Annotated in this window: 14 protein-coding genes, 1 pseudogene and 1 other annotated feature; of the genes and pseudogenes, 7 read left to right on the top strand and 8 right to left on the bottom strand. The window is 37.2% G+C overall.

Annotation, left to right across the window (positions count from 1 at the left end):
• The first annotated feature begins 62 nt into the window (after window positions 1–62).
• Entirely contained in the window at window positions 63–1,940 is a 1,878-nt protein-coding gene (locus NH153_RS11985; protein WP_156503632.1) for a GGDEF domain-containing protein, read from the top strand.
• 354 nt (window positions 1,941–2,294) lie between these two features.
• On the opposite strand, the gene NH153_RS11980 is transcribed toward NH153_RS11985, so the two are convergent.
• The 6 genes from NH153_RS11980 to NH153_RS11955 form a co-directional block, all read right to left on the bottom strand.
• Window positions 2,295–3,938 carry a TniQ family protein gene (locus NH153_RS11980; RefSeq protein WP_063704113.1) on the bottom strand — a complete coding sequence of 548 codons (1,644 nt, stop codon included), beginning with the start codon at window positions 3,936–3,938 and terminating at the stop codon, window positions 2,295–2,297.
• Window positions 3,928–4,848 carry a TniB family NTP-binding protein gene (locus NH153_RS11975; protein WP_063704110.1) on the bottom strand — a complete coding sequence of 307 codons (921 nt, stop codon included), beginning with the start codon at window positions 4,846–4,848 and terminating at the stop codon, window positions 3,928–3,930. Before NH153_RS11975 ends, NH153_RS11980 begins: the two co-directional genes overlap by 11 nt.
• Window positions 4,845–6,839 (bottom strand): TnsB C-terminal domain-containing protein, encoded by a 1,995-nt coding sequence (locus tag NH153_RS11970; protein WP_063704106.1) that lies wholly within the window; start codon window positions 6,837–6,839, stop codon window positions 4,845–4,847. Before NH153_RS11970 ends, NH153_RS11975 begins: the two co-directional genes overlap by 4 nt.
• Window positions 6,836–7,522, bottom strand: a complete 687-nt coding sequence (locus NH153_RS11965; protein WP_063704104.1) for a TnsA endonuclease N-terminal domain-containing protein — start codon at window positions 7,520–7,522, stop codon at window positions 6,836–6,838. Before NH153_RS11965 ends, NH153_RS11970 begins: the two co-directional genes overlap by 4 nt.
• Before the next feature lie 504 nt (window positions 7,523–8,026).
• Window positions 8,027–8,356 carry an antitoxin Xre/MbcA/ParS toxin-binding domain-containing protein gene (locus NH153_RS21850; protein ID WP_167350244.1) on the bottom strand — a complete coding sequence of 110 codons (330 nt, stop codon included), beginning with the start codon at window positions 8,354–8,356 and terminating at the stop codon, window positions 8,027–8,029.
• 462 nt (window positions 8,357–8,818) lie between these two features.
• A complete protein-coding gene (locus NH153_RS11955; RefSeq protein WP_063704100.1) occupies window positions 8,819–9,289 on the bottom strand; it encodes a GNAT family N-acetyltransferase in 471 nt (156 codons plus the stop codon).
• A 282-nt stretch (window positions 9,290–9,571) separates the two neighbouring features.
• On the opposite strand from NH153_RS11955, the gene NH153_RS11950 reads away from it, so the two are divergent.
• From NH153_RS11950 to NH153_RS11940, 4 genes are all read left to right on the top strand, one after another.
• Entirely contained in the window at window positions 9,572–10,039 is a 468-nt protein-coding gene (locus NH153_RS11950) for a DinB/UmuC family translesion DNA polymerase (RefSeq protein ID WP_082874048.1), read from the top strand.
• A complete protein-coding gene (locus NH153_RS22070; RefSeq protein WP_082874047.1) occupies window positions 10,029–10,169 on the top strand; it encodes a DUF4113 domain-containing protein in 141 nt (46 codons plus the stop codon). The genes NH153_RS11950 and NH153_RS22070 overlap by 11 nt, the downstream gene beginning before the upstream one ends.
• Window positions 10,170–10,611: 442 nt before the next feature.
• Window positions 10,612–11,574 carry a sensor domain-containing diguanylate cyclase gene (locus NH153_RS11945; RefSeq protein ID WP_063704096.1) on the top strand — a complete coding sequence of 321 codons (963 nt, stop codon included), beginning with the start codon at window positions 10,612–10,614 and terminating at the stop codon, window positions 11,572–11,574.
• A 187-nt stretch (window positions 11,575–11,761) separates the two neighbouring features.
• Window positions 11,762–13,480, top strand: a complete 1,719-nt coding sequence (locus NH153_RS11940; protein WP_063704094.1) for a sensor domain-containing protein — start codon at window positions 11,762–11,764, stop codon at window positions 13,478–13,480.
• A gap of 71 nt (window positions 13,481–13,551) precedes the next feature.
• Here NH153_RS11940 and NH153_RS11935 read toward each other — a convergent pair whose 3' ends face one another.
• The gene (locus tag NH153_RS11935) at window positions 13,552–14,595 is read right to left on the bottom strand and encodes a sensor domain-containing diguanylate cyclase (RefSeq protein WP_082874046.1); all 1,044 of its coding nucleotides are present in this window, start codon (window positions 14,593–14,595) and stop codon (window positions 13,552–13,554) included.
• Window positions 14,596–14,812: 217 nt separating this feature from the next.
• Here NH153_RS11935 and NH153_RS21735 point away from each other — a divergent pair, with 217 nt between their 5' ends.
• A complete protein-coding gene (locus tag NH153_RS21735; protein WP_156503630.1) occupies window positions 14,813–14,989 on the top strand; it encodes a hypothetical protein in 177 nt (58 codons plus the stop codon).
• Between the two features lie 92 nt (window positions 14,990–15,081).
• Window positions 15,082–16,256, top strand: a pseudogene (locus tag NH153_RS11930) (IS3 family transposase).
• Window positions 15,315–15,431, top strand: a sequence feature (AL1L pseudoknot). (Overlaps the previous pseudogene by 117 nt.)
• 194 nt (window positions 16,257–16,450) lie before the next feature.
• On the opposite strand, the gene NH153_RS11925 reads toward NH153_RS11930, so the two are convergent.
• A complete protein-coding gene (locus NH153_RS11925; protein ID WP_063704092.1) occupies window positions 16,451–22,321 on the bottom strand; it encodes an anti-phage protein ProA in 5,871 nt (1,956 codons plus the stop codon).
• Window positions 22,322–22,641 lie beyond the last annotated feature (320 nt).

Here is a 22,641-nt window from a genome sequence, read left to right as displayed (position 1 = left end):
GTAAAATCTTATAAACAATAATTTCATTATGCTAAGCTAGCTGCAATTATAAGAAAATATCATTGATTGGTATCAGAGTAGCTGTATGGAGTAATGCTCAAATGATAAGGATATTGTGCTTGTTGCTATTTTTTGCAACCAATGTGGCTGCAAAGGATGTTCAGAGTGAAATCAGCCGTGCTCTTCACGGTTATACAACATATTCTGAATCTGTCGAAATTTTAGCTAGATTAGAAAAGCAAATGCCTTATGAAAATGCGCTAGATGATGCGCAAGTGATGGCGTTTAAATGTTGGTTTTCCAATCCTTCAACTCCTAACGGGATTAGTGAATATAAACAGTTTCTAGAAACAGCCAAACCAGTCATTCATCAAGCAAATAATTTAAACTTAATACAGGAACTTGCTGTCTGTGAAGCAAGTCAAGAGTATACGCAAGGTAACTACCAGAAAGCTCTCGAACACTTAAAACCAATAATTAACATACCGTCATTAGACGAAATAACCTCTTCAAAAAAACTCTCAATTATTGCTCTGGCCCACATAGTACTTAACCGTATTCAGTTAGCTAAAGGCAACTATCAAGAGGCATTCGACTCTGCTAAAACTGCTTATCAGTTATTTGAAAAAGCAGGTAATGACTACGAAAAAGCCCTCGCATTAAAAGAAATTGCCGATATTCATATAGCTTTGTACAACTATGAACTTGCAATTGAACAACTGAAGCGAGCCAAATTAGCGTTAACGAAATTCAATGAGCAAGAGCAGTACAAAGTAGCGGATCAACTCGCGTATGCCTATGAAGAAAAAGGCGACTTAATAAAGGCTATTGAGCTATACGAGTCGATTAAAAAAGATGTTCGCCGTTTCGAAAGCGACAACGGATATGCTTACATATTAATTAAACTTACAGAACTCAATATAAAACTTAATAGTTTATCTCAGGCTGAGTCATATCTAACGGAGTTGAACACGCTCTCGGTTACTGACAGCTGGATTTTGACTCTTTACAACTTCACTAAATCAGAATGGTACTTGGCTACAGCTCAGTTGCAAGCTGCCCTTTCATCTCATGAGAAGATAACCGCCGGGCAACAACAATCTTGGCCCGAGAGCTTAAAGGAGCGTTATTTAAATTTAACCTCTCAGCTTGCAGCTGCAACAGGAGATACTTCCTTACAAATAGCATCTCAACAACAATTAATCGCTTTAATTAAAGATAAACAACAAGCTATCGCAAATAACACTCTTATTTCTGCCAGATTAAACTTTAATTATGAACAGCAGATCCTTGAGATTTCTCGTTTAGAGCTTGAGTCAAAGCTACAACAAAAACTTTTAGCTGTAGCCGAAGATAAGTCTTTTTGGCAAGGCTTAACTGTGATGATAACTTGCGTGTGTTTACTCTTATTCGCCGTTTATACATTCAAACAAGTTCGCCAGAAAAAGTACTTTGAAATACTCGCTTTAAAAGATGAACTAACAGGCATAGCGAATCGAAGAGCTATATTAAATTTAAAACGAAGCGTCATGCTGCAAAACAAACTAAATCAACAAGTCAGCTCATTAATTTCTATCGATATCGATCATTTTAAAGCGGTCAATGATCAATATGGTCACGATATTGGTGATGAATTAATCATTTCCATAACCAATACGATTGTGCAAACAGTCCGTTGTTCTGATCGGGTAGGTCGTGTCGGCGGCGAAGAGTTTTTAATTGTGCTTGAGAATCAATCTTTAGAGCATGCAAAAGATATTGCCGAGCGTATTAGGCTTTCTGTTGCCGAAAAGGAACACACATCATTCTCTATAAGCGCAACGATAAGTTTAGGTGTTATAGAAATTGCACCAAATGAAACATCTGAACAGGCAGCCAAAAGAGTCGACTTACACCTTTATGAAGCAAAAAGAGGAGGGCGAAATGCTGTTTATTCTTAGTTTTAAGAAGGAGTTCAACAACAATCAAAAAAGACAGACTAATATCCGACCAAACGAATCAAACATTCAACTTGTTCTTTCTGATCCAAGGCTGGAATTAAGCTACAGAAATGGCGGGAAAATCTAAGAGCACTTTCTGATTTGTATAGCTTCAAGTTTCTGATTAAACGCTAGAATTTGTTATTTTTCACGATTAATCGCTGGAATAAATTTGCCATTAATATTTTGAGCAAAATCCAAACGAAAAAAAGGCCGAGGGCATTAAATGCTCTCGGCCTATTATTAGTGTGATTTCAACTTTTTGTCAAATCAAGACAGCTAAGCGAAACTAAACAAGTCGACTAAAAACTCTAGCTAATGACGTCGTTTGTTTCTAAAAATGATGACGTCTTTTGATAAATCTATGTTTGATTTACTAAAGTGTGTAAATCGTGATTGTAATTTTTGCATACAACAATCATTAAGATGTGCTTTGTCATACAGAACAAAATCTGTCCTATTTGAATCCATATAAATTTGAAAAATGGGTTGTACGTTACAGCAGCCTGTTACTCGCTTTTCACAGGTCCTCGCTTTTTCAAAATTAGCTTTTCTATTTAAAATAAGATAGTTAGAAACAAATTCACGCATACTATCTGCATCTATTTGTTCACTATTTTTCGCTGAAAGCTTTAGATACTCATTTTCAATCAATGTACCTAAAACATCAGCATTTATTTTCAACATACGAACAGCGTCATACTTATTCACTTCATCTATTGCATTCCATTTTTCTTTCAATAATTGTTTTAACCCTTTCTCACTTACATATAAATGATTAACACGCTCAATGCTTGTATTAACTTTATATATACCGTCAATATGACTATTTAATACACAACTAACAAGCTCATCTCTCGATAAATCAAACAAATCATAGATGCCATTTGGCACATCACTTACTTTCAAGAATTTATCATCACATTCAGAAACTAGCTCAAATGATTTCGATAAAGCTCCTGCAACTTTTCTCATGTCATAAAATGACTTATCTTGTTGCTTACAAAGATAGATTGCATCAAACATGTTTTGCTGAGCAACATGAGAAAGTGACTTCATATTGATACCTAAAAATTCTGAAAGGGCTGCCCCGTCTATCTGGAAAGAAAAACTTTGTGAATCGAATGTACTATCAAAGCGATGAGTAGAAACATATAAAGACTTGTCTATCTGAGCACCATGATATTTTAATAAAAGAGTCTTTGCTTCTACCTCTTCAGTCGATTTTAAAAAGTTATACTCATGCTGAATTGAGTAGATTGAGTTAGCTATCTCATCTAATCGATGATGCATGACTAATTCACCGCACTTTTCAAACTGCGCTCTGTGATTTAATAATAAGTGCTTCCACGTTTCACTTAGGGATGGGCATGACAAAACCTTGAACACATCATCTAATAAAAACCTGATTTGCTGAACACTAAATTTTTGGAATTTAACTTTTGCTTGAATGAAGTCAAAGGGTCTGAATAAAAGTCTTGAGAACCTTAGCAGTTTTTCAGCAAACTCTGAGCTTTCAGTCTCACTCAAAGACAGCATATATCGCTCAAAACTCAATAAATTACATGACTCTTGTAAATCATAAAGAGGCAGATTTTTTACATTGATTAGCGCACATTCATGTACCCGACAACTTGTCACTTCAATATGCTGCCATTGATAAAGTTGAATCCCAGTTTCTTGATAGCAGTGAGGACAAATCTTAATATGATCAGAGTCATTTATTGTGCCGCTTTTTTCAAGCACTTGAGTACTGTCTAATAATTTATATTGCTCAATATCATGTTTAATCTGCTTATTTTCAAGTAACTTTTCAAAGTGAGAGTGTGCATAAAGTTCGAATCGCGTCGGGGTCTGAATAGCATTAGATAGCATCAGCTTTTTAACTGTTGCAAATCCATAAAAGCGAGCTATAACAGCGCATGCAGAGAATGGCGATATAAAATGATTAGAGCTCATAATTAACTCCAAGTTCTGCTTTTAGCAAAGAGAGCTTTTTAGAGAAGGGGTTTGCTTGATTTTTCTTTGACGCACTAATTGAACTAAACACAGCAGCAAAATCTTTCACGAGAACTTCATCTCTATTTTTGTCGCATGCATAAAAAATAGCCTTGCGTATGAGCATACTTAACTGCCGCAAGTCGCCCCGTATTGCTACGAAAATAGGTAAGCTGATTTCAGGGTTTGTGAAGTCAATTTGAGAAAATTTCAAATGTTCATTCAGAGTTATTAGATATTTCACAAAGTGAACATAATTTTTTCTTGTCGAGACTGAAAGCAGTTTCTTCTCAATAATGAGTGAACATCGTGATGCAAATTGCTCATTAATTTCAAGTATATTCATGACTTTTGAAGTGCCAGCGAACACAAGAAACAACCCTAATTCATCAACTAATTCTTTTAGATAATCTGCAATTTGGCGTGCTGATTTCACACCCACTTTTTCAACAACTTGCTGAAACTCATCAAACACAAGAACACGATAACGCTTGTTCTTAACTTGCTGCGCGATACGTCGACGAAGCTCAACTTCAGAGCCTTGTGCGGCACCGGGTTCGTTCATACCTTTCAATATGGCGCGATACAAATCTAACGGGCTCATATTTGATGGCGAGCGAATATAACATGCTTTTATTGACTTGCTTTCACTGACGTCTGTGCTGTACTTTTCATTGAATCGCTTTATAAAAGCTTTAACCAGCGTTGTTTTACCACAGCCAGAGTCACCCACGATTACACTACAACTACCCACACCTAGACTCAGTGTCTGCTCTGATTCTTCAAGCAAATCAGCAAGCTCTTGACGATTATTCACGCAATCAAATGTTTTACTGTATAACAATTCAGCTTTGCTTTTTAAACAACTCATAGCTCACCGCCCGGCTCAAAATCATCAAAAGTTGCACCAGTGTCGATATCTTCTTCGGCAGCAACTTGCGCATTTAGTGAGTTTAAAATTTGCTCGCGCGCGTCAACTGAATCAACATCAATTGCTTTATTGTTATTATATTTTGTCCGAGAAGGCTGTTTACGACCGCTTTCAAGCTCACGCTTTTCAGCTTGCTTTTGCTTGGCTTTTTTGAAGTTGGGCAAGCCTCGCTTGCTGCCGCTTTTGTACTCATAATGCTTACGCTCAACGACATCACATTCACTGAATTGCGCGTTACGAGCAACATCAAGCTCAGCTTGTTGAACACCTGCATCATCGTGATGATTCATCTCGCGAATAGGCACAATGAATGTGTCGTTTTGATACTTCACAACAACACTGCTTGTATCAATATCACTGTAAAAACATTCAACACTTTTAACACCAGCCAAATTTAAGGCTTTCAGCTCATCACTTACATACTGCTCATTTTTAAGCTTAATTGAGCCATTTCCATATAATGTACACTTCGCACGATAGCAGCCGCGAAATTCAGATAAGTCAGTATCAGGCGCAGGCACGGTTTGCAGCAGTGGATTTTTACTGATTGCATTCATCCACACGTCTACAGGCGCACGATTTTTAAGGCCACTATGGGCTGATTGCATGTAGACATTTGTGATGTAATCTTCAAACGCAGCGACAAATTCTTCAAGCGTCATTGATGCATGAAGTTCAGCATCTTCTGTCGCTTCTAGATGACTATTATTTATACGCGTTTTTGAGCCTAGATAGCCCGGCAGTTTACTTAAAAACTCACGTCTTAGCGTGCGGAAGAAGCTTTCAATAAACGGCTTACTCTGTCCTTCGCCCGTGCGCGTGGTGATTGAATTCGCACCAAGTTGCAAAGCAAGCGACTTAAATATATTGCCTTTCGTTGCTGTCGTCGCATCATTCACAAGCTTCACTGGCACACCAAAACACGGCCAAAGTGGATTATCTTTTGGGGTCACAACACTTTTTAAACATTCGACGGCTAAATCAGCAGATTCGGATGCGTTTTTACCGACACGAATTGAATAACCGAGCGGACATCGTGTGCAAGTATCAATCGCAATCATCATTACAATTGTACCCAAAAACTTATTCGCATCGTTATTTAAACCTTGATTGATATAAACCGCATCCATTTCAACACGTTCCAATGGATCTTCAGGCACAAACTCACGGCCAAGTTTATAACGCAGTTTTTTAGCTTCAGCTTTGCTTAAGGTCTTTTGTGTCGTTAATAATGCAAGCGTTTCGCGAAAACGACGATATATAGTGTCGACACACGGTATGACTGGATAACACGCTGGCTTTGATTTACTAAGCTCGCGTATCTTGGCTCTCAACATATCTGCTATTGCATGTACAGACTTTGCAGTTGCATCGCTTCTAACAAGATAATAATCACAAAAATACTCGTAAATTAAATCTTCTGTTGCAGCTGTCAGTCGCTTTGAGCCTTTCTTTTCATGATGGCCATGGCCAATTGATGAACGTATATCACAACCTGAATCTCGGTAAGCTTTTATCTTCGCTTGGCACGTGCTACGCGAGTATTTTCTTGAGTTGTAACTCTGCCAGTTGAAAGCTGCGATGGTTTCATCAACATTATGCTTTGCAGTAAAATTTTTACTGTGTTTCTCAAAATGCATGTCAAAAAACGCTTGCCACATACTCATCTGATTTAATTGATTTTCAGTGAGTAATTGTTGCATTGGTATGTCAGAAGCGCGCTCATACAAAAGCGCTTCACTATTTATTAGCTTTTTATGAAGCTCAGATTGTGTCATGCACTCAATTCTTGCATTACTCATTTTCTGACTGTCATCATCAAACAATGAGTAAAAAATCATATTATCCAAGTGCTCTCGCACTATCGAACGCACTATGTAAGAGCTGCTATCCATTTGAAACTTCATGCCTATTTTAACTACACCACTCATTGCACAAACCCATGAAGATTGTTAATTAAGACAGTTTCATCACAGATATCGCATGAAACATCCATTTTCAAATAATCTTTCAAAATAAAATGACAAATCAGATTTCTATTTAAGTTCAGAGCATCACAAATTGCGTGTGCTTTCTGTAAGGTTAACTCAGGAGGTAAGACATCAAGCAGTGTGTTTACATGCTCATCATTCACAACTTTCATTGATAGAGCATTGCGTAATATCATCTTCATGTTTGAGAGCGCTCGTCTCGGTGGCAAGTCATTTTCCGTCAAAACTACAAACTCAAAGCCTAGCTTTTCGAACGCTTTTTCAATCAAAAAATGAGTGCGTTTTGTCTTTGCATCAATCGCTTTTGAGTGCTTCACTTCGACCACACGAACACTACCACCACAATAAATTAACGAAAAATCAGGTGTATACATTCGCTTCTTTTTGTCATCTGTATAACTGATTGAAAACGGCTGGGTTCGAACAGATTTTATCGTTTGCTCAAATTCAAACATCAATGCAAAATGTGACTCGTTGAACGATTCGAAAAAGTGTGGCTGTGTATCTTTTAGCGTAGGACACAAGCCACTTATGTTGAAACGACTAAAACGTTCAAGACGACGTCGCATACTTTCTTTGTTATATACACTATCAATATTGCTGTGATTTGAATGTTCATTCATAACGCTAACTCTCACTCTAAAATTCAATCTCTTTTTTTAAAGTAGCGGCTAAAATCACAAAATCAAGCAAATAAACATTTATTTTTACAACCTTTAAGAGAAAAAAATAATTAACACCATAAAAAGATAAATTTAAAATATAACCCATTGTAAAATAAGATATCTTTTTATGTTATAAATATAAAAATCCCACACCCGAAATTTCAAATAGCTCATCGCTATAAGCGGTGTTATTTTTATGAAATGAAAATCTAAGTAGAAGATGGCAAGTTAAGCTGTGAAAGTTAGTGCTCAATATGATGAGTAAAGATGTGAGCAGAAACTCAATACATCGAATAAAGCGCGATTGCATTAAATAATCAGAAAAGAAAATGAAAGATAGTGTCGCGATAGGACGTACTTTACACCCTATTCAACCGAAGGTTAGATGTTCCCGCCATCAACTATGACTAAACTCAAATGAAGTGAAAATATTTGATAAAGCTAAGCTAAGCTAAACAGTCATCATGCCGTGAACCCAAACTGGAGCTGCTTAATAACACTTTTTATTAGCTCACGCCCACGAATTGAGTTCAACATTGTTCGAGGTTCTCGACCATCAAGTTTAATGTGAGCATTGTTTAGCCACGCATTCCAGATATCTATGCTTCCGAAGTAATCAATCCCGATCATACTTAGCTTTGCAACTTCAAGCGCATTTTCGCTAGTATGTGAGCTTAATAATTTAGCTTTACTTCGAGATAACATCATTGATGTTGTACCTATTGCTTGTGCTATTGTTGTCATATTCCAACCCATTGCATTAGCAAACGCATACACCCCGGATGCTTTCATTCCATTTTTTACAAGCCTTATTTCTGACAACGGGTCGGAATGAGATGTAAGTTCTCCACATGAAATTAGGTCAATAAGGTCTGGATTACTTGATAACTTTAACTGACTTCCTCTCATTTGACACCCGCTTAGAAATTCAAACATTGATTTAAGTTTAGCAGAGAAATTTTTTTGAATTAGCATTAACGAAATGGAATGTATCGAGTCACATAAAAACACATGTTAGATTAGTTGCTATATCGATTTCAGCGTAACTAAGAAATTGCTTATGATACTTACTTAATGTAAGGGCTAATTTACCTTCTACGGCTTCGCGAATTAAAGTATCACCTTATTTAACCCCCAACTGTTCACAATGCTTGTCTGACAGTGGAACGTCGACGTTTTAACCTCCTGTTACAGGCCATTAGCTTAGGACTCGTAATAAATTAATTTAACACAAAGTAAAACAGAAGCTTTATTTCAGCCTATCACAGTCTCTTTTCCGGCATAATAGATCGTAAATTGACTTGTATTAAACTTATGATTTCCGAGCACTTTATATTTTTGGTAAAGCCCTGTTCTCTCAACGTTTTCAGATGCCATACGAATCACAAATTTATTAAGCCTATTCTGATGTGATATATGAATCGAGTCCTCAATTAGCTGTGTCGCTATAGACTGTCGGCGATAAGCAGAGTCGACATATGTATTGAATAATTCGCATACTCTGTTATGAAAGTAAAAATACCTAAACGCCACAATTTCGCCCTCTACGATAGCTAGCAAAATGTTATGGGTATCATCAAGGCTTTCATAGCCTGTAGGAAAAAAATCCCTAAAAAACATTAATTGATTCTCAAGAAATACTTCATATTCATTCCTTACTTCCATGGTCATTTTAGACACTATAGCTTTTGAAAGTTGCAATGATTTTATGTGCTTTAACTGCATTATAATCAGCTCCTTGGTAATTTAATTTTCTAGACTAGCATAAGAAAGCTATCTAAGTGATTCATACATCAGAAAAGATTATTGGCCCGAGCTCACGTCCAAAGTTCTCTGCTCCTGCTACATCAGGTAGTCTATAGCGCCTCATATGCGGTCCTTTGTCATGCGGTCTTGGAGGAGTAATAGAATTTAAACTATTTGCTGAAGCTACTAGTCTAGTTAAGATTGGGAAGTCCAGACATTAGTTGGATCAAAAAGACGTTCACAGTTGTTCTTGCCCGTACTGTGGAAGAGTTACGAGGAAAACCTGCGGTAGAATTGAAAGATATTAACGACTCTCGCGATAGAATTTGCGTATCTCAAAGTATGGGAATACCGGTGATTGAGCTTACGGAGCTTTCTGAAGCTGTTACAGCACATGCAACAAAAGCAGCGTTTAAGCTTCGTCGATTTAAATCTTATACATCAGCAATAACAGTATTCATCCACACAGATTCATTTAGACAGGCAGAGCCGCAGTATCATAAGTCACAATCAATAAAACTACCCTACTCCACAGCGGATACATCTACACTGGTGTCTTATGCAAGCTTTGCATTAAAAGCTATTTTTAAGAAGGGGTTCAAATACAAAAAAGCCGGTGTTATTTTTGAAGAACTTTCATTACACGATGATATGCAACAACTTGAGCTTTTATCGGAGAATTTACCACTGAATATTAGCTCAAAAACGTTAGTCATTGATGATAAATAGAAAATTTGGACGAAGTACATTGAAACTTGCAAGTGAAGGATTCTCTCACCCTTGGAGACCTAAAGACGATTTAGCACCGTTAAATTACACGACTAAACTTTCAGATATCCTTACTCCGAAAGCAAAGTAAATTAAAAGTAATTTTCAATTATTATAGCTCCCGAGTACAAGAGACAACCAAGGCCGGCTAGAATAATAGCAGTATTGAAAATAGACATGCCGATCTTGAATTTACGAGGTACTGTTTCTTCTTCCATGTTCAGACCCATTATGCAGTAATTGCTAAACTGTAGTTATTACTAAAGTCCAAATTAAAGTATTTTGGTAGTTTAAATTGGAACACCAGCCCTAATTAAGGTACAACCTCTTGACATAATATAGCACAAATTTTGTGATGAAAAGAGTGAACCTTTCTTACTGAGCCAACGTAAGTTCAGAAATTACATAGGTATAATATCGTAATCAATAAGTCATGAAGAGCAACAAGTGCACCTATTAATTACACATTGTGTTACCATATTTTTAGAACTTATGTACTATACTTCATTGTGATTAGTAGCTCTGGAGTTCGAATGGCTGGATATCCTTACACATCACTTCACGATTTGGCACTTAAAGATATTGAGTGGGAACGTTGGCAAAGGCTCGTTAATTCAATTGCAGCGTTGTTCAACTCGCCAGTGGCATTTATAAATCAAGCTTCCAACAAAGGCATTGAAGTTCTAGTTGCTTCAGAATTACCTACGACCCATTATTCCCCAGGCGGCTCTGCAAGTATTGAAACTAATGTTTATTGCCATAAAGTAGTTAGAAGTAACTCGCCGCTCTACGTCAAGGATGCCTCAAAAACTAATGAATGGGATAATAACCCAGAAGTAACAGAAGATAATTACGTATCGTACTTGGGTTATCCTATCCATTGGCCTGATGGTAAGTGCTTCGGTACTTTATGTGTTATGGATACATCGCCGACTAATTACAAGCAACCTTTTCTTGAAATGCTTGAAGTATTAAGAGATGTGATCAGCAGTGATTTGGCACACCTTTATAAAGAGAGTGAATTAAAAATAGAAAGTCGATTAGATCCCTTAACTGAAATACATAATAGACGAGGCTTTGAAGAAGCCTTTATCCAATTTCAAAAATTAGGTAACCGTCTTAACAGAGCAGCCCAATTACTTTTTATAGATTTAAATAACTTTAAGAAAATAAACGATACTCTAGGCCATAAAGCTGGTGACGAAGTTCTTAAACGTTTTGCCAATGCCCTAAGATCATGCATCAGAAAAACAGATTTGCTTTGTCGCTGGGGTGGTGATGAATTTGTTATTCTCTTAAACAATGAAGATAAAGTTGCACAAAAAGAATTCATCGAACGAATTAAAGAAAAACAAGAGAATGATTTTAAGAACTATGGTTACAAAGAAATTTGTTTTTCTGTGGGTGCTGTAGAAGTAGTTCCAAATATAAACTGCGACTTAACTCAGCTATTACACAAAGCCGATAACATCATGTACTCTTGCAAAAAAGATTAACCGCTTGCAGTAAACAAGCTCTTACTACCAACCTTCCGCTTAAGCTCTATAGCAATACTATAAGAACAAGGTTTATTTTTCCCTAAGCTATATCTAAAGAAACTCACTACCAAATGGAAACTTGACTGAAAAAGAACTCTTTTCTAGGCTTATTTTAGTATGACGGTAAGGTGCATTAAGAGCAGTAATGAAAAAAAACAACTTTGAAACTAACTCAACCTTCAGTCCTACAACAAACTTGCCTGACGTTCGCTTCTTAGAGCTCATTGAATCACTCTCAAAAATAGCTGTTCAAGGCTACAATCGACATCGTGAAGTAATTTATTGGAATAAAGCAAGTACCTTTCTATATGGGTACACTCAAACAGAAGCTTTAGGAAAAAAACTAGAAGATTTGATCATCCCTCCTTCAATGAAAAAGGATGTCATTGCAGCACATAAAAATTGGCTTGAACACAACATTCCCATTCCATCATCCGAATTAACTTTACAAGATATTAAGGGTCAGCCGGTGCCTGTTTTTTCATCTCATGTTTTATTAAAAACTAGAGGTGATGAATTTGAAATGTTTTGTTTAGATATTGATATTTCTGAGCAAGTATCTGTTCGTAAAGCTTTGGAAAAAATGGTGTTTTATGATCCAATAACTAACTGTTTGAATCGTCATTCCATCGAGTTAGTTATTAATGAGCTTATAAAAAGCAGTATAAAGGACTTTTCTCTACTATTTATCGATATAGATCGATTCAAAGATGTGAATGATGTTTTCGGCTATGAAGCGGGTGATGAGTTACTCCTTAAAGTTTCTGAGCGCCTCTCTACCCCATTAGAAAAAACTGACTACATAGCTCGCTTTAGCGCTGATAAATTCATAGTTATTTTGAGTTCGGAACCTTCATCAAATCATGAAAGATTAACTCAGCTTTTGATTGATTCATTTAATTCACCTTTAAAACTGCATGACCAACTAATTTTTACTTCGGTTAGTGTCGGGATCTGTCGTTTTCCAAATGATGGAAAGTCAGTAAGAACTTTATTGCAGTGCGCTGAAACTGCTATGTACGATGCCAAGGAAAGTGGACGTAGTCAGTTTAGAATTTATAACAAAGCGATGAGCGATAGCTCGCATTTTCAGATTGAGATATCACAGCGCCTCAGAGACTCACTAATACATGAAGAGTTTCACCTTGTATATCAACCCATCTACTGCGCTCAGTCTGAAAAAATAGTTGCTTGTGAGGCTCTATTGCGTTGGGATTCTAATGCTAATAAAAACAATACCACTCCTGATACTTTTATACCCATTGCGGAAAAAGTCGGTCTCATGATCCCAATTGGTAACTTAATATTTCATATGGCCCTCAAAGAACTAAAAAAATGGCGCTCTAATGGTATAAATGATGTTCGCATGCTGATTAATATTTCAGGAAAGCAATTGCTCCAAAAGGAGTTCTTTTCACAACTTTCTGAATTACTTGAAATATATGAACTTATCCCATCAGATATTGGACTAGAGCTAACAGAGCATGCCTTAATTGAAGCTGATGATGAACTTCTAAAAAACTTATCATTACTTCAAGTACAAGGCGTAGACATTGCTATTGATGATTTTGGGACTGGCTATTCATCTTTAAGTTACTTAAATAAACTCCCAGTTAACACGTTAAAGATCGATAAGTCATTCGTAGACTATGCACCATACAGAAATAATGATAGTGCCGTATTTGAAGCTATTGTGGGTGTTGCGCATAAACTAGATCTTTTAGTTATTGCTGAGGGAGTAGAAACAACGCAGCATGTTGAATACTGCAAGTCTAAAAATGTCGACATGCTTCAAGGTTATAGCTATTCTAAGCCATTATCTTCACAAGATCTGGAAAGTTTTTTGTTACCGTTTAAATCTTAAATAACTTGCTACACTACCCATTTGAACATTAGTTTGGAACGTGATTTTAATGAGTAGGTAACGTATTTTACCTAGTATTCAACACGGTTTTTCCCTTCTTTTTTCGCTTTATATAGTAGTTTATCAGCTTGCTTTATCACATCTTTAATGGACAATTTTTTATGTAACTCAACCACACCGGCACTAAATGTAAAATTCAACGCTTTGTTACCATGGCCAATCAACATAGTTTTAACTCCACTTTGCAGCCTTACTAGAGCATTCTTAGCCTCTATGACATTGACCCCCTGAAACACAATAACGAACTCTTCACCTCCAAAGCGAAAAATTAAATCTTCACGCCTAAGAAAAGTCTGAGCTATCTTTGAAAACCCCTTTAATACCTCATCACCTGCTTGGTGACCGTACGTGTCATTTATTGATTTAAAATTATCGAAATCAATAAAACCAATAGCCAAAGGCAAGCTTTTTCGTACATGGAGGCTTATAGTTCTTTCAATGGCATCAAAAAAATACCGACGATTATAAACACCAGTTAAGTCATCATAAAACACTAAGTTAACAAGCTTATCTTCTAGCTTAGCTTGTTTTTGGGCCATAAATCGATATGTACAACAATCAGCAATCAACTCAGCAAAATAAACTTCATCCTTATTCCACTCTCTGAAATTGGCTTTTTGTTCAAAACAAACAACCCCGATAGGACTCCCTTCACTAAAGATAATTGTATCAAGCATCGACTTGATATTTTCTGTTTTTAAATAAGTATAAGTGAAGTCGATTGTTCTATGATCAGTATGCGCATTATCAGCTATAATTGGAGCGCCGAATTCTATTGCTTCAAAATAGCGCGGGTAATCACTCTTAGTTAGATATGGTGGGTCTTTAGGGATATCATTAACTCCCCAATCAGTATTTGCAACACACTCTAAAATGCTTTTTTCTGGGTCCGAATTAAGCAACCAAACAGAAATACGACTGACATCCAAAGTTTCAAGTGAATCCTGCAAAACTTGCCACATAAATACTTGCACCGGGGCACTGTAATCAACCTTCATTGATGCATGGCGCCGGATTAAATTGGAGCTAACTAGAATTTTATCGTAATTATCCAAAAACAACCCTTATAACTAACTATAGAAATCTTCAAAGAAATGTAACTTACACATATAAGGTTAAAATAACGTAATCGGTTAACACGTAAATAATATACACAATTCCATGAAAGCTCCAATTTGAATTAGAACAAAACACTTAGAGTGGTAACTTGATTTCAATTCAATGCAGAGAAAACAAAGAAGTACCCGACGCCAACCAAATCACAAACTTAACATGGCTATCACATCGATAAAATCAATCAACTCAAAACAAAACTTAAAAAAAGCACTCAAGCGTGTAGATGAGCTTTGGGACGTTGCTGAACCTAACACTCCTAAAGGAGAAGAGCTTGTTATGCTTACTCAATTAATCGAAGATTACAAGTTAGCAAACATTGTTTCTCAAAGGTGAATCGCCCCGAGTTTGCCAGAGACTCAATAACTTGAGAAACTGGAACTATGAAAAAATCAAATCGATATACATTATAATTTCGTGAACGTGCAATTAGGCTTGTTACCACACAACAGCATGAATACCCTTCTCTTTGGGCTGCGCTAGTATCGATTTCAGATAAACTGGGATGTACCCCAGAAACACTTAGAGCATGGGTCAAGAAATCTCAAGCTCAACCGTCTAAACCCTCTTCTAATACGCAATCAACTGAAGAAAGACTTGCCGCCTTAGAGCGCGAGAATAAAGAGCTCAAGCGAACAAATGATATCCTGAGGCAAGCTGCCGCTTTTTTCGTCCAAGCGGAGCTCGACCGCAAACAGAAGTAATAGTGGATTTTATTGATGCTTGCAGAGAGCATTACGGTGTCGAGTCAATTTGCAAGGAATTGCCGATTGCACCATCAACGTATTATTCTCATAAACAGATACAAAGAGAGCCTGAGCGACTGTCTAACCACAAAAAGCGTGATGCTGAGCTGATGATACTCATTCGCGAAGTGTGGGAGGATAATATGTCAGTTTATGGTGCAAGAAAAGTATGGAAGCAGCTACAGCTTGACGACCATCAAGTCGCCCGCTTTACAGTCGAGCGATTGATGCGAGTTATGGGAATTCAAGGTGTTCGACGGGGTAAAGCACATAAGACAACGATACCTGACGAGCAACAAGATAAGCCACTGGATTTAGTTAATCGTCAATTTACTGCTGAGCAGCCAAATCAACTTTGGGTCGCTGACATCACCTATGTTGCCACATGGAGTGGGTTTGTTTATGTCGCTTTCGTGATAGATGTTTTTTCACGATACATTGTAGGTTGGCGTATATCAACGACAATGCACACAGAACTTATTCTTGATGCGTTAGAGCAAGCTATTTGGCATCGTGGCAACCCCGGGGGGTTAATTCACCACAGTGACTGAGGCAGCCAATATTTGTCTATACGATACACTGAGCGACTTGCTGAGGCAGGAATTCAAGCGTCTGTAGGGAGTGTGGGTGACTCTTATGACAATGCATTGGCTGAAACAATAAATGGATTATTTAAAACAGAGATTATTCGCAGAAATGGCCCGTGGAAGAATGTTGATGCTGTTGAATACGCAACGTTAGAGTGGGTTAATTGGTTTAATAATCAACGCCTATTATCTTCAATTGGGTATATTTCACCAGCTCAATATGAAACAGACTACTATGATAATTTAAACGAGTCAGGTAAGGTGGCCTGACTTAAACAAACTAGTCTCCGATGAACTCGGGGCGATTCATGAGTAACATCCGTATTCTTTTTTATATAAGCGGTATTGTAAAATAAGCTTTATTTAAGCCCATATTCCACTTGCTTGATCCTTAACAAACTTTTCATTTATCTTACTGGGTGGTCAAGTTAACTAACCACAATACCACTGAAAAACAGTAAAACTTATTCGACAAGCGAAAGCCACTGCTCAAATTGCTTAATAGTAGTTTCATGCTTTCTTTTTAAGCCCAGTTCAGAGCACATCTCTTCTACAGGGTTTGAGCTATTATTATTTTTAGCAAAAGTTGCTAATCCTAGAGCTTCCTCAAAAGCAAGCTCTTTCCAGTTTCTCTCGTATCCAAACGCGTTCACACCACGCCAATGTATTAACTCGCAAGTATCTTCTGGCGATAACCAAACTGTTGGCGAGAAACCCGAATTCTCTTTAATTCCTGCCCATGGCTTTAAAAGCTCATAAATGTAATCAACTTGCTTTTTACTCGTACGTGTTAAGCCGTGTAAGTTAGCAATCTCCAATGCCAAAGTATGTAATGTGATACCGGGCCTTTCTTTCAATGTTTCTTGAGCAATTTCGGTTAACCGTGGCTTATACTCTTCTTTAAAGTAGTTGCTTGCATCAAGCACATTACTGGTAAGCTGTTGAGTATTTGCTACAAGAGATGTTTCATGTTGAGCTGAAGATGTTTTGCAATTGGTATTAGCAGCCGTTTTTAGAACTTCTGCTTCTGCTTCTGCTTCTGCTTCTGCTTCTGCTTCTGCTTCTGCTTCTGCTTCTGCTTCTGCTTCTGCTTCTGCTTCTGCTTCTGCTTCTAACAAACTATCCTTTTCTCTCTCAGTAGCAAGTATTTCATTTAACTTTAAATCTAACTTTTTAAGTGCGGTTTCTGAATCTACAAAATAATCCGTAGACCAGAGCCTAACGATATTCCAACCTAAACTTTCAAGGATTATTTGTCTTACGCGATCTCTATCTCTAGCTGCTGGTGAGCCGTGATATGTAGCACCGTCGCATTCGACACCAGCAATGTAGCATCCGGGTTTATCTGGATGAAGAATCCCTAAATCAACTCTGAACTTACTGACACCAACCTGTGTTTGGACCTTCCAACCCATGTTGCGTAATTCGTTTGCAACGGCTTGTTCAAAATCACTATCAAACTGATCCACTCCGTAACGAGCCGACGTACTTTCCGCAAGTGAAATAGGCCCTCTTTCAGCAAACTCTAAATAATGTTTTAAATGTTCGATAGCAGTTGAAGAGGTACGGCTCAAATCAATCATTGAAGAATCAAAACTACTGAAAATTACGACTTCAGTCGTTGCTCTCGTAATGGCAACATTAAGTCTGCGCTCACCACCTTGTTTGTTTAATGGACCGAAGTTCATACTCATCGTTTTCGCTTCTGGCTCAGTAGGACCATAACCTAAACTAAGCATTATGATATCTCGCTCATCACCTTGAACTGACTCTAAGTTTTTAACAAAAACAGGCTCTCTAGTTTCTGCTTCATGAAAATACTTTTCAATTTTTGGGTTATTCCTTCTAGCATCATCGAGTAAGTCTTCAATAGTGCGTTGCTGCTCTGTGTTTAAAGTAACGACACCAATTGACAATTTCTGTTGCTGCTTGTTGAGCAATCGCTTAGTGATTTCGTTTACAACAGCCTGTGCTTCTTTGATATTGTTCCGACCCTTGCCCTTTGCATAAAGGCCATTAACCCGATGTAAAGAAACAGCTGACTCTTTTGTCTCTGATGATGGGTAAGTTACTAATGAGTTTTCGTAGTACTTGCTGTTTGAGAATGCAATTAGAGTCTCATGTTTGCTTCGGTAGTGACCCATCAACCTTTTTAACGGTAATCGAGCAGCTAAAGCTTGATCTAAAATAGATTCAAGATCTTCTTCATCTGGGGCATCGGAAGTACCGGCCGCGAAGAAGTTGGTTGGAGGCATTTGTTTAGGATCACCAACAATAATTACATTGCGCCCTCTTGCAATTGAGCCGACAGAATCCCATGTTGTCATTTGAGATGCTTCATCAAATACAACTAGGTCAAATCCTCTAAAGTCTGATGGCAGAAATTGAGCAACAGATAACGGTGACATCATCATACATGGAGTAAGCTCCAGCAATGACTCACCAAGCTCTTTAATCAAAGCTCTAATTGGGATATGACGAGTTTTTTTCTGGATCTCTTTCGACAAAACTCCGAAGTGACGGTCGTTTTTAGCATCTTTGATTTCACTAGTTGGCACTCGACTTGAAGCCAGAGCAATAATGTAATCACTTGTTACTTCAGCTACTTTTTCATCTAATTTACGGAATGCTTCAATAGTAGCTTCATGTGTTGAAGCCTTAAATTCTCTTAAAATTTCACTGTCATCAATCAAAAGAGGTGCAAGCCAAGAAAAATAAGCTAATTCAAATTGCTCTAGTAATTCTGAAGATGAAATAACACCTTGGCTTAATGCCTGCTCAACAGAGTCTAAACCTACGCTATTAGCTTGATCTTTGGCGCTAACCCATTCACACCAGCTTTTAAGTTTCGCTTGATTGTTTTTTATTACACTTAAGGCTTGACTTAATTCAGTTAAATTTGAACCTGAAGTATCTGTAACATTGAAATCGAGTAAGTTATTGTGCGCCTGTTCAAATTCTTTATAACTAAAGGCGAAATCATCTAATTTAGCCTCAAGTCGAGAGTTTTCAATAAAATCTCTGCCGTCAACAAATTGCTTTTTAATTACTATTAAAGCTTCTGTTGGGTCATTACATAACGAAAGAACGCTATTTAACTTAGCTTTTACTTTTCTTCCGAACTCCACGGTAGCTATTAAGTCTTTCGAAGTTGTTAGCCAACCTTTCCAAATACCTAACGCTTCAAGTTCACCATTAGTTTCAGAAATATCATTGGCAAGCTGCTTTGCTTCTAATAGCTCAGCTAAAATAGAAAGATCATTAAACTTCTTAAACCCAAACTCATTTGCTTGTTTATTAACTTTCCACTTAGCAAATAGAGATTTAAGCCAACTACTATTTGCAGCTTCATATTCTGAATACCACCTGCTTATTGGAGCTTTCAATAGCTGACTAACTTCAATATTGCTACCTATCTTGCTAATAAGCTCATCTAACTTTTCTTTTTTGAGAGCTAAGTTTTCTATAAGCTCAAATCGTTCGTTAAAGCCTGATTTTAAGACAAAAGTTATATCACGGTACTTCACAAGTTCTTTTAATTCATAAAATGAATTCAAGGCCAAGAAATTCTTGTTGCTCAGCTCAGGTACATCGATGCCTAGGGTAGAAAGAGCCGATTGGAATTTATCTGTAATACTTTCAAATTCAATAAACCAAGCTTCAACTTTATTTATTAGCTGGCTTTGCCAAACATTTGACCATGCAGTAGCATTTATATAAGAGAAGCTAGTAAAGTCGAGTTCTTGAATATCTTCAAAGGCAATTTTAAGCTGCAAAACGATTTCATTTAGTGTATTCAAGTCACTTTTTAAGGTTTTATCTGCACTTAAATCTAATGGCCAATTTAAGTTAAGATTGACTTTTCCCTTATGTAGAGCAAGCCTTGATATTGCGTCTCGAACGGATACACCTGACTGTGACTTTTTATGTAGCTCTCTCACATAATCATTTAACTTATCTTTTTTATCCTTAAGCTCAGAAACATGCATAGACCACGCACTAGGATTTAATCCCTCTCTTGATTGCCAAGCCTGAGCTAATTGCTCTAAAACGACCTTTTTGTTCGCTTTATTACTGTGAAGTTCTAAACATAGATGGTCTAAACCTACTTTTTGCAATCGCTTGTATACTACATTCAATGCAGCCATTTTTTCAGCTACAAATAAAACTTTCCGCCCCTTACCAATATTATGAGCGATAATGTTAGCTATTGTTTCAGATTTACCTGTCCCCGGAGGTCCTTCAAGTACAAAATCTTGCTCTTTTGCTGAAGCATCAACAGCAACTAATTGCGAACTATCACAATTAAGTGGCGTAAACACTTCAGCAGGGTCTATAGCCTCATCAACTTGATGTTGTTCAACAAACTCAGCTGATTGAATATAAGCATCTTTTGGACTTTCAACTAAGTGCTGAACAAATCGATTTTCTTTTAAGTCATCCAATCTGTCTCTTAGATCTTTCCACATCAAATATTTTGCAAATGAAAATGAAGATAAAACTAATTCCTCAACTACCTCAAATCCCTTTTGCTCACTGACAGCCTGCCTTACCTGACTCCAAATAAATGGGACATCAATCCCACTTTCATCTTCAGGCAGCTCATCTTTAAATACATTTAAGTTAATATCGTGTTCAGATAGCAAAAACTCGATCAAAGTAAGATTAAAGATTGCTTCCTCACCTTGTAATTGCTCAACATAAATGGGGGCTCGAGCACTTTTTCGAGTGAGGTTAACTGGAATAAGAATTAATGGAGCTTTAAAGCTTCGGGTATCCTCAGGGTTCTCTTTCCACTTAAGGAAACCCAGTGCTAAGAAAAGTGTATTTGAACCACTTTCTTCTAAATCATTTTTTGCTTTCCGAAACAGCTCGATAGCATTTTTTTCTACCTTTTTAGGAGGCTGATTAGCTAATAAAATTTTATTATTTAACTGATTAAGAGCGTACTCTTTATGTATTTCCGAGCCGGTTTGGAAACGAAATAACTCACTGTCTCGTTCTGAATCAAAATATGGACTTTCTTGAGTTGATAAGAATTTAAACTTTGTCCCATCCGCCAACATATCTTCCATATTAGCTATATCAGGACAATATAACTTTATACATACCGACTTATCATTGAAATTTAAAAGTTTATTTCTCTTAGTTAAATCAAGAAGCTTTCGGCACCATGAGTCAATGCGTGTTTCAGGGCTTTCTTCGACAACACGCTCTTCAGCACGAACGGGAGGTAAAGGAGGAACTTCAGGTAAAGTAAGTTCAACAGTTTCATCTACTGATTCAGTTTCAGCTTTAGCCTCTTCTATAGTTGATAACGGTTTAATTGACTGAGCTCGTGCTTGGCCAATATCTAAAACCATTACAAACTCTTCTTCTTTATCCTCGTCAAGTAAATTTCTGGCATGATCTTTTGCTTGTTCAAATGTAACAGGGGAAGCATTTGTTACGAGCGTTGTTTCAAACAAGACTAAATCTCGGTTATCCACGCGCTTTCTTATATCCTGTGGATCATCATTACAAAGAATTGGCAACTTCTCATCAATTAACCAAGCACCAGCAAAAGCATGCCCACTAGTGATAGCCACCACAGGATTTAGACCCATAGCTTCTATACAACTTGCAAATAAGACAGAAGAATCTAAACAAGCGGCCATTTTAGATTGGCTGATATCCGCTGCTAGACGAATTCGTTGGCCAGTTTTTGCGAAGCCTTGAGGAGGGCTGACATATGCTAACTTTTCTTGGAAAATAACATTCCAAAGCGCAGCAAGCATCAAATATGGCTTTTCTCTAGTGTTCGACTGATACCCATCTACTGAGCGTCCATGGCCACTACTTTCTAAAAGTAAAGCGACTTTTCTAACTAAAGACTCTACGTATAAACCATTTGGCTTTACAAAAGCCGCTAGTAAATCTGGCTGACGACTCTCTCCACCCCAAAAATTGGCGGGGAGAATACTCACTTTATGCTCACTACTACACAGGAGAAGGTTTTCATCATCCAATAGCTCAAATTTAAGCCCTAGAAGAACTTCTTCGGTCAGGCCAAAAAGTGTTTCAAAAGGAAATTTAAGTTCTTTGACTGGTAATTTAACTGACTGTCCAGAAATCACTTCATCAATAAGCCACTCAGAGGAGTCTAACCAGCCTTCAATAGCATTCAATCTTAACTTTAAATTACGTAGGACTGGTTTGTCGTAACATTCCGGTACAATGATTTGGATATTACGCAAAACTAAATATGAATTTTGCTGTGCAGCTAGTGAAAAAGTAGAAATCACATCAACTTCAAATTCAATATTGCCTTGGTTTTGCTTATTAACTTCTTCCATGAGAGATTGTAACCCTTTGTTCTTACTTGAGTAGCAATAGTAGTTTTAACCAATGTAACTAGAACATTATGATTGGTCAAGAAACGGGCGGCATACATTTAATCTATGTCAAAAAGTTTCTGATTAACCAACAGAGCAGAGTGGCTTGAAATTGTTTTGCAAAGAAGTGGCCAATAGAATGCCCCTTCCAGAAAAAGGTATAACCTAAATATACGTGGTTTCTGCCTCAAAACTATTAAAAATATGCGCTCACTATTAAGGTCTACTTAATAGCTGAAACAGATGGTTGTTCTAGATCATTTCGAGACAGAAACACTTTG

The sequence above is a fragment of the Pseudoalteromonas gelatinilytica genome, from assembly GCF_001641615.1.
Classification (GTDB): domain Bacteria; phylum Pseudomonadota; class Gammaproteobacteria; order Enterobacterales; family Alteromonadaceae; genus Pseudoalteromonas; species Pseudoalteromonas gelatinilytica.
The sequence above is the reverse complement of the archived record's forward strand: the minus strand, read 5'-3'. Positions and strand labels throughout refer to the sequence as shown.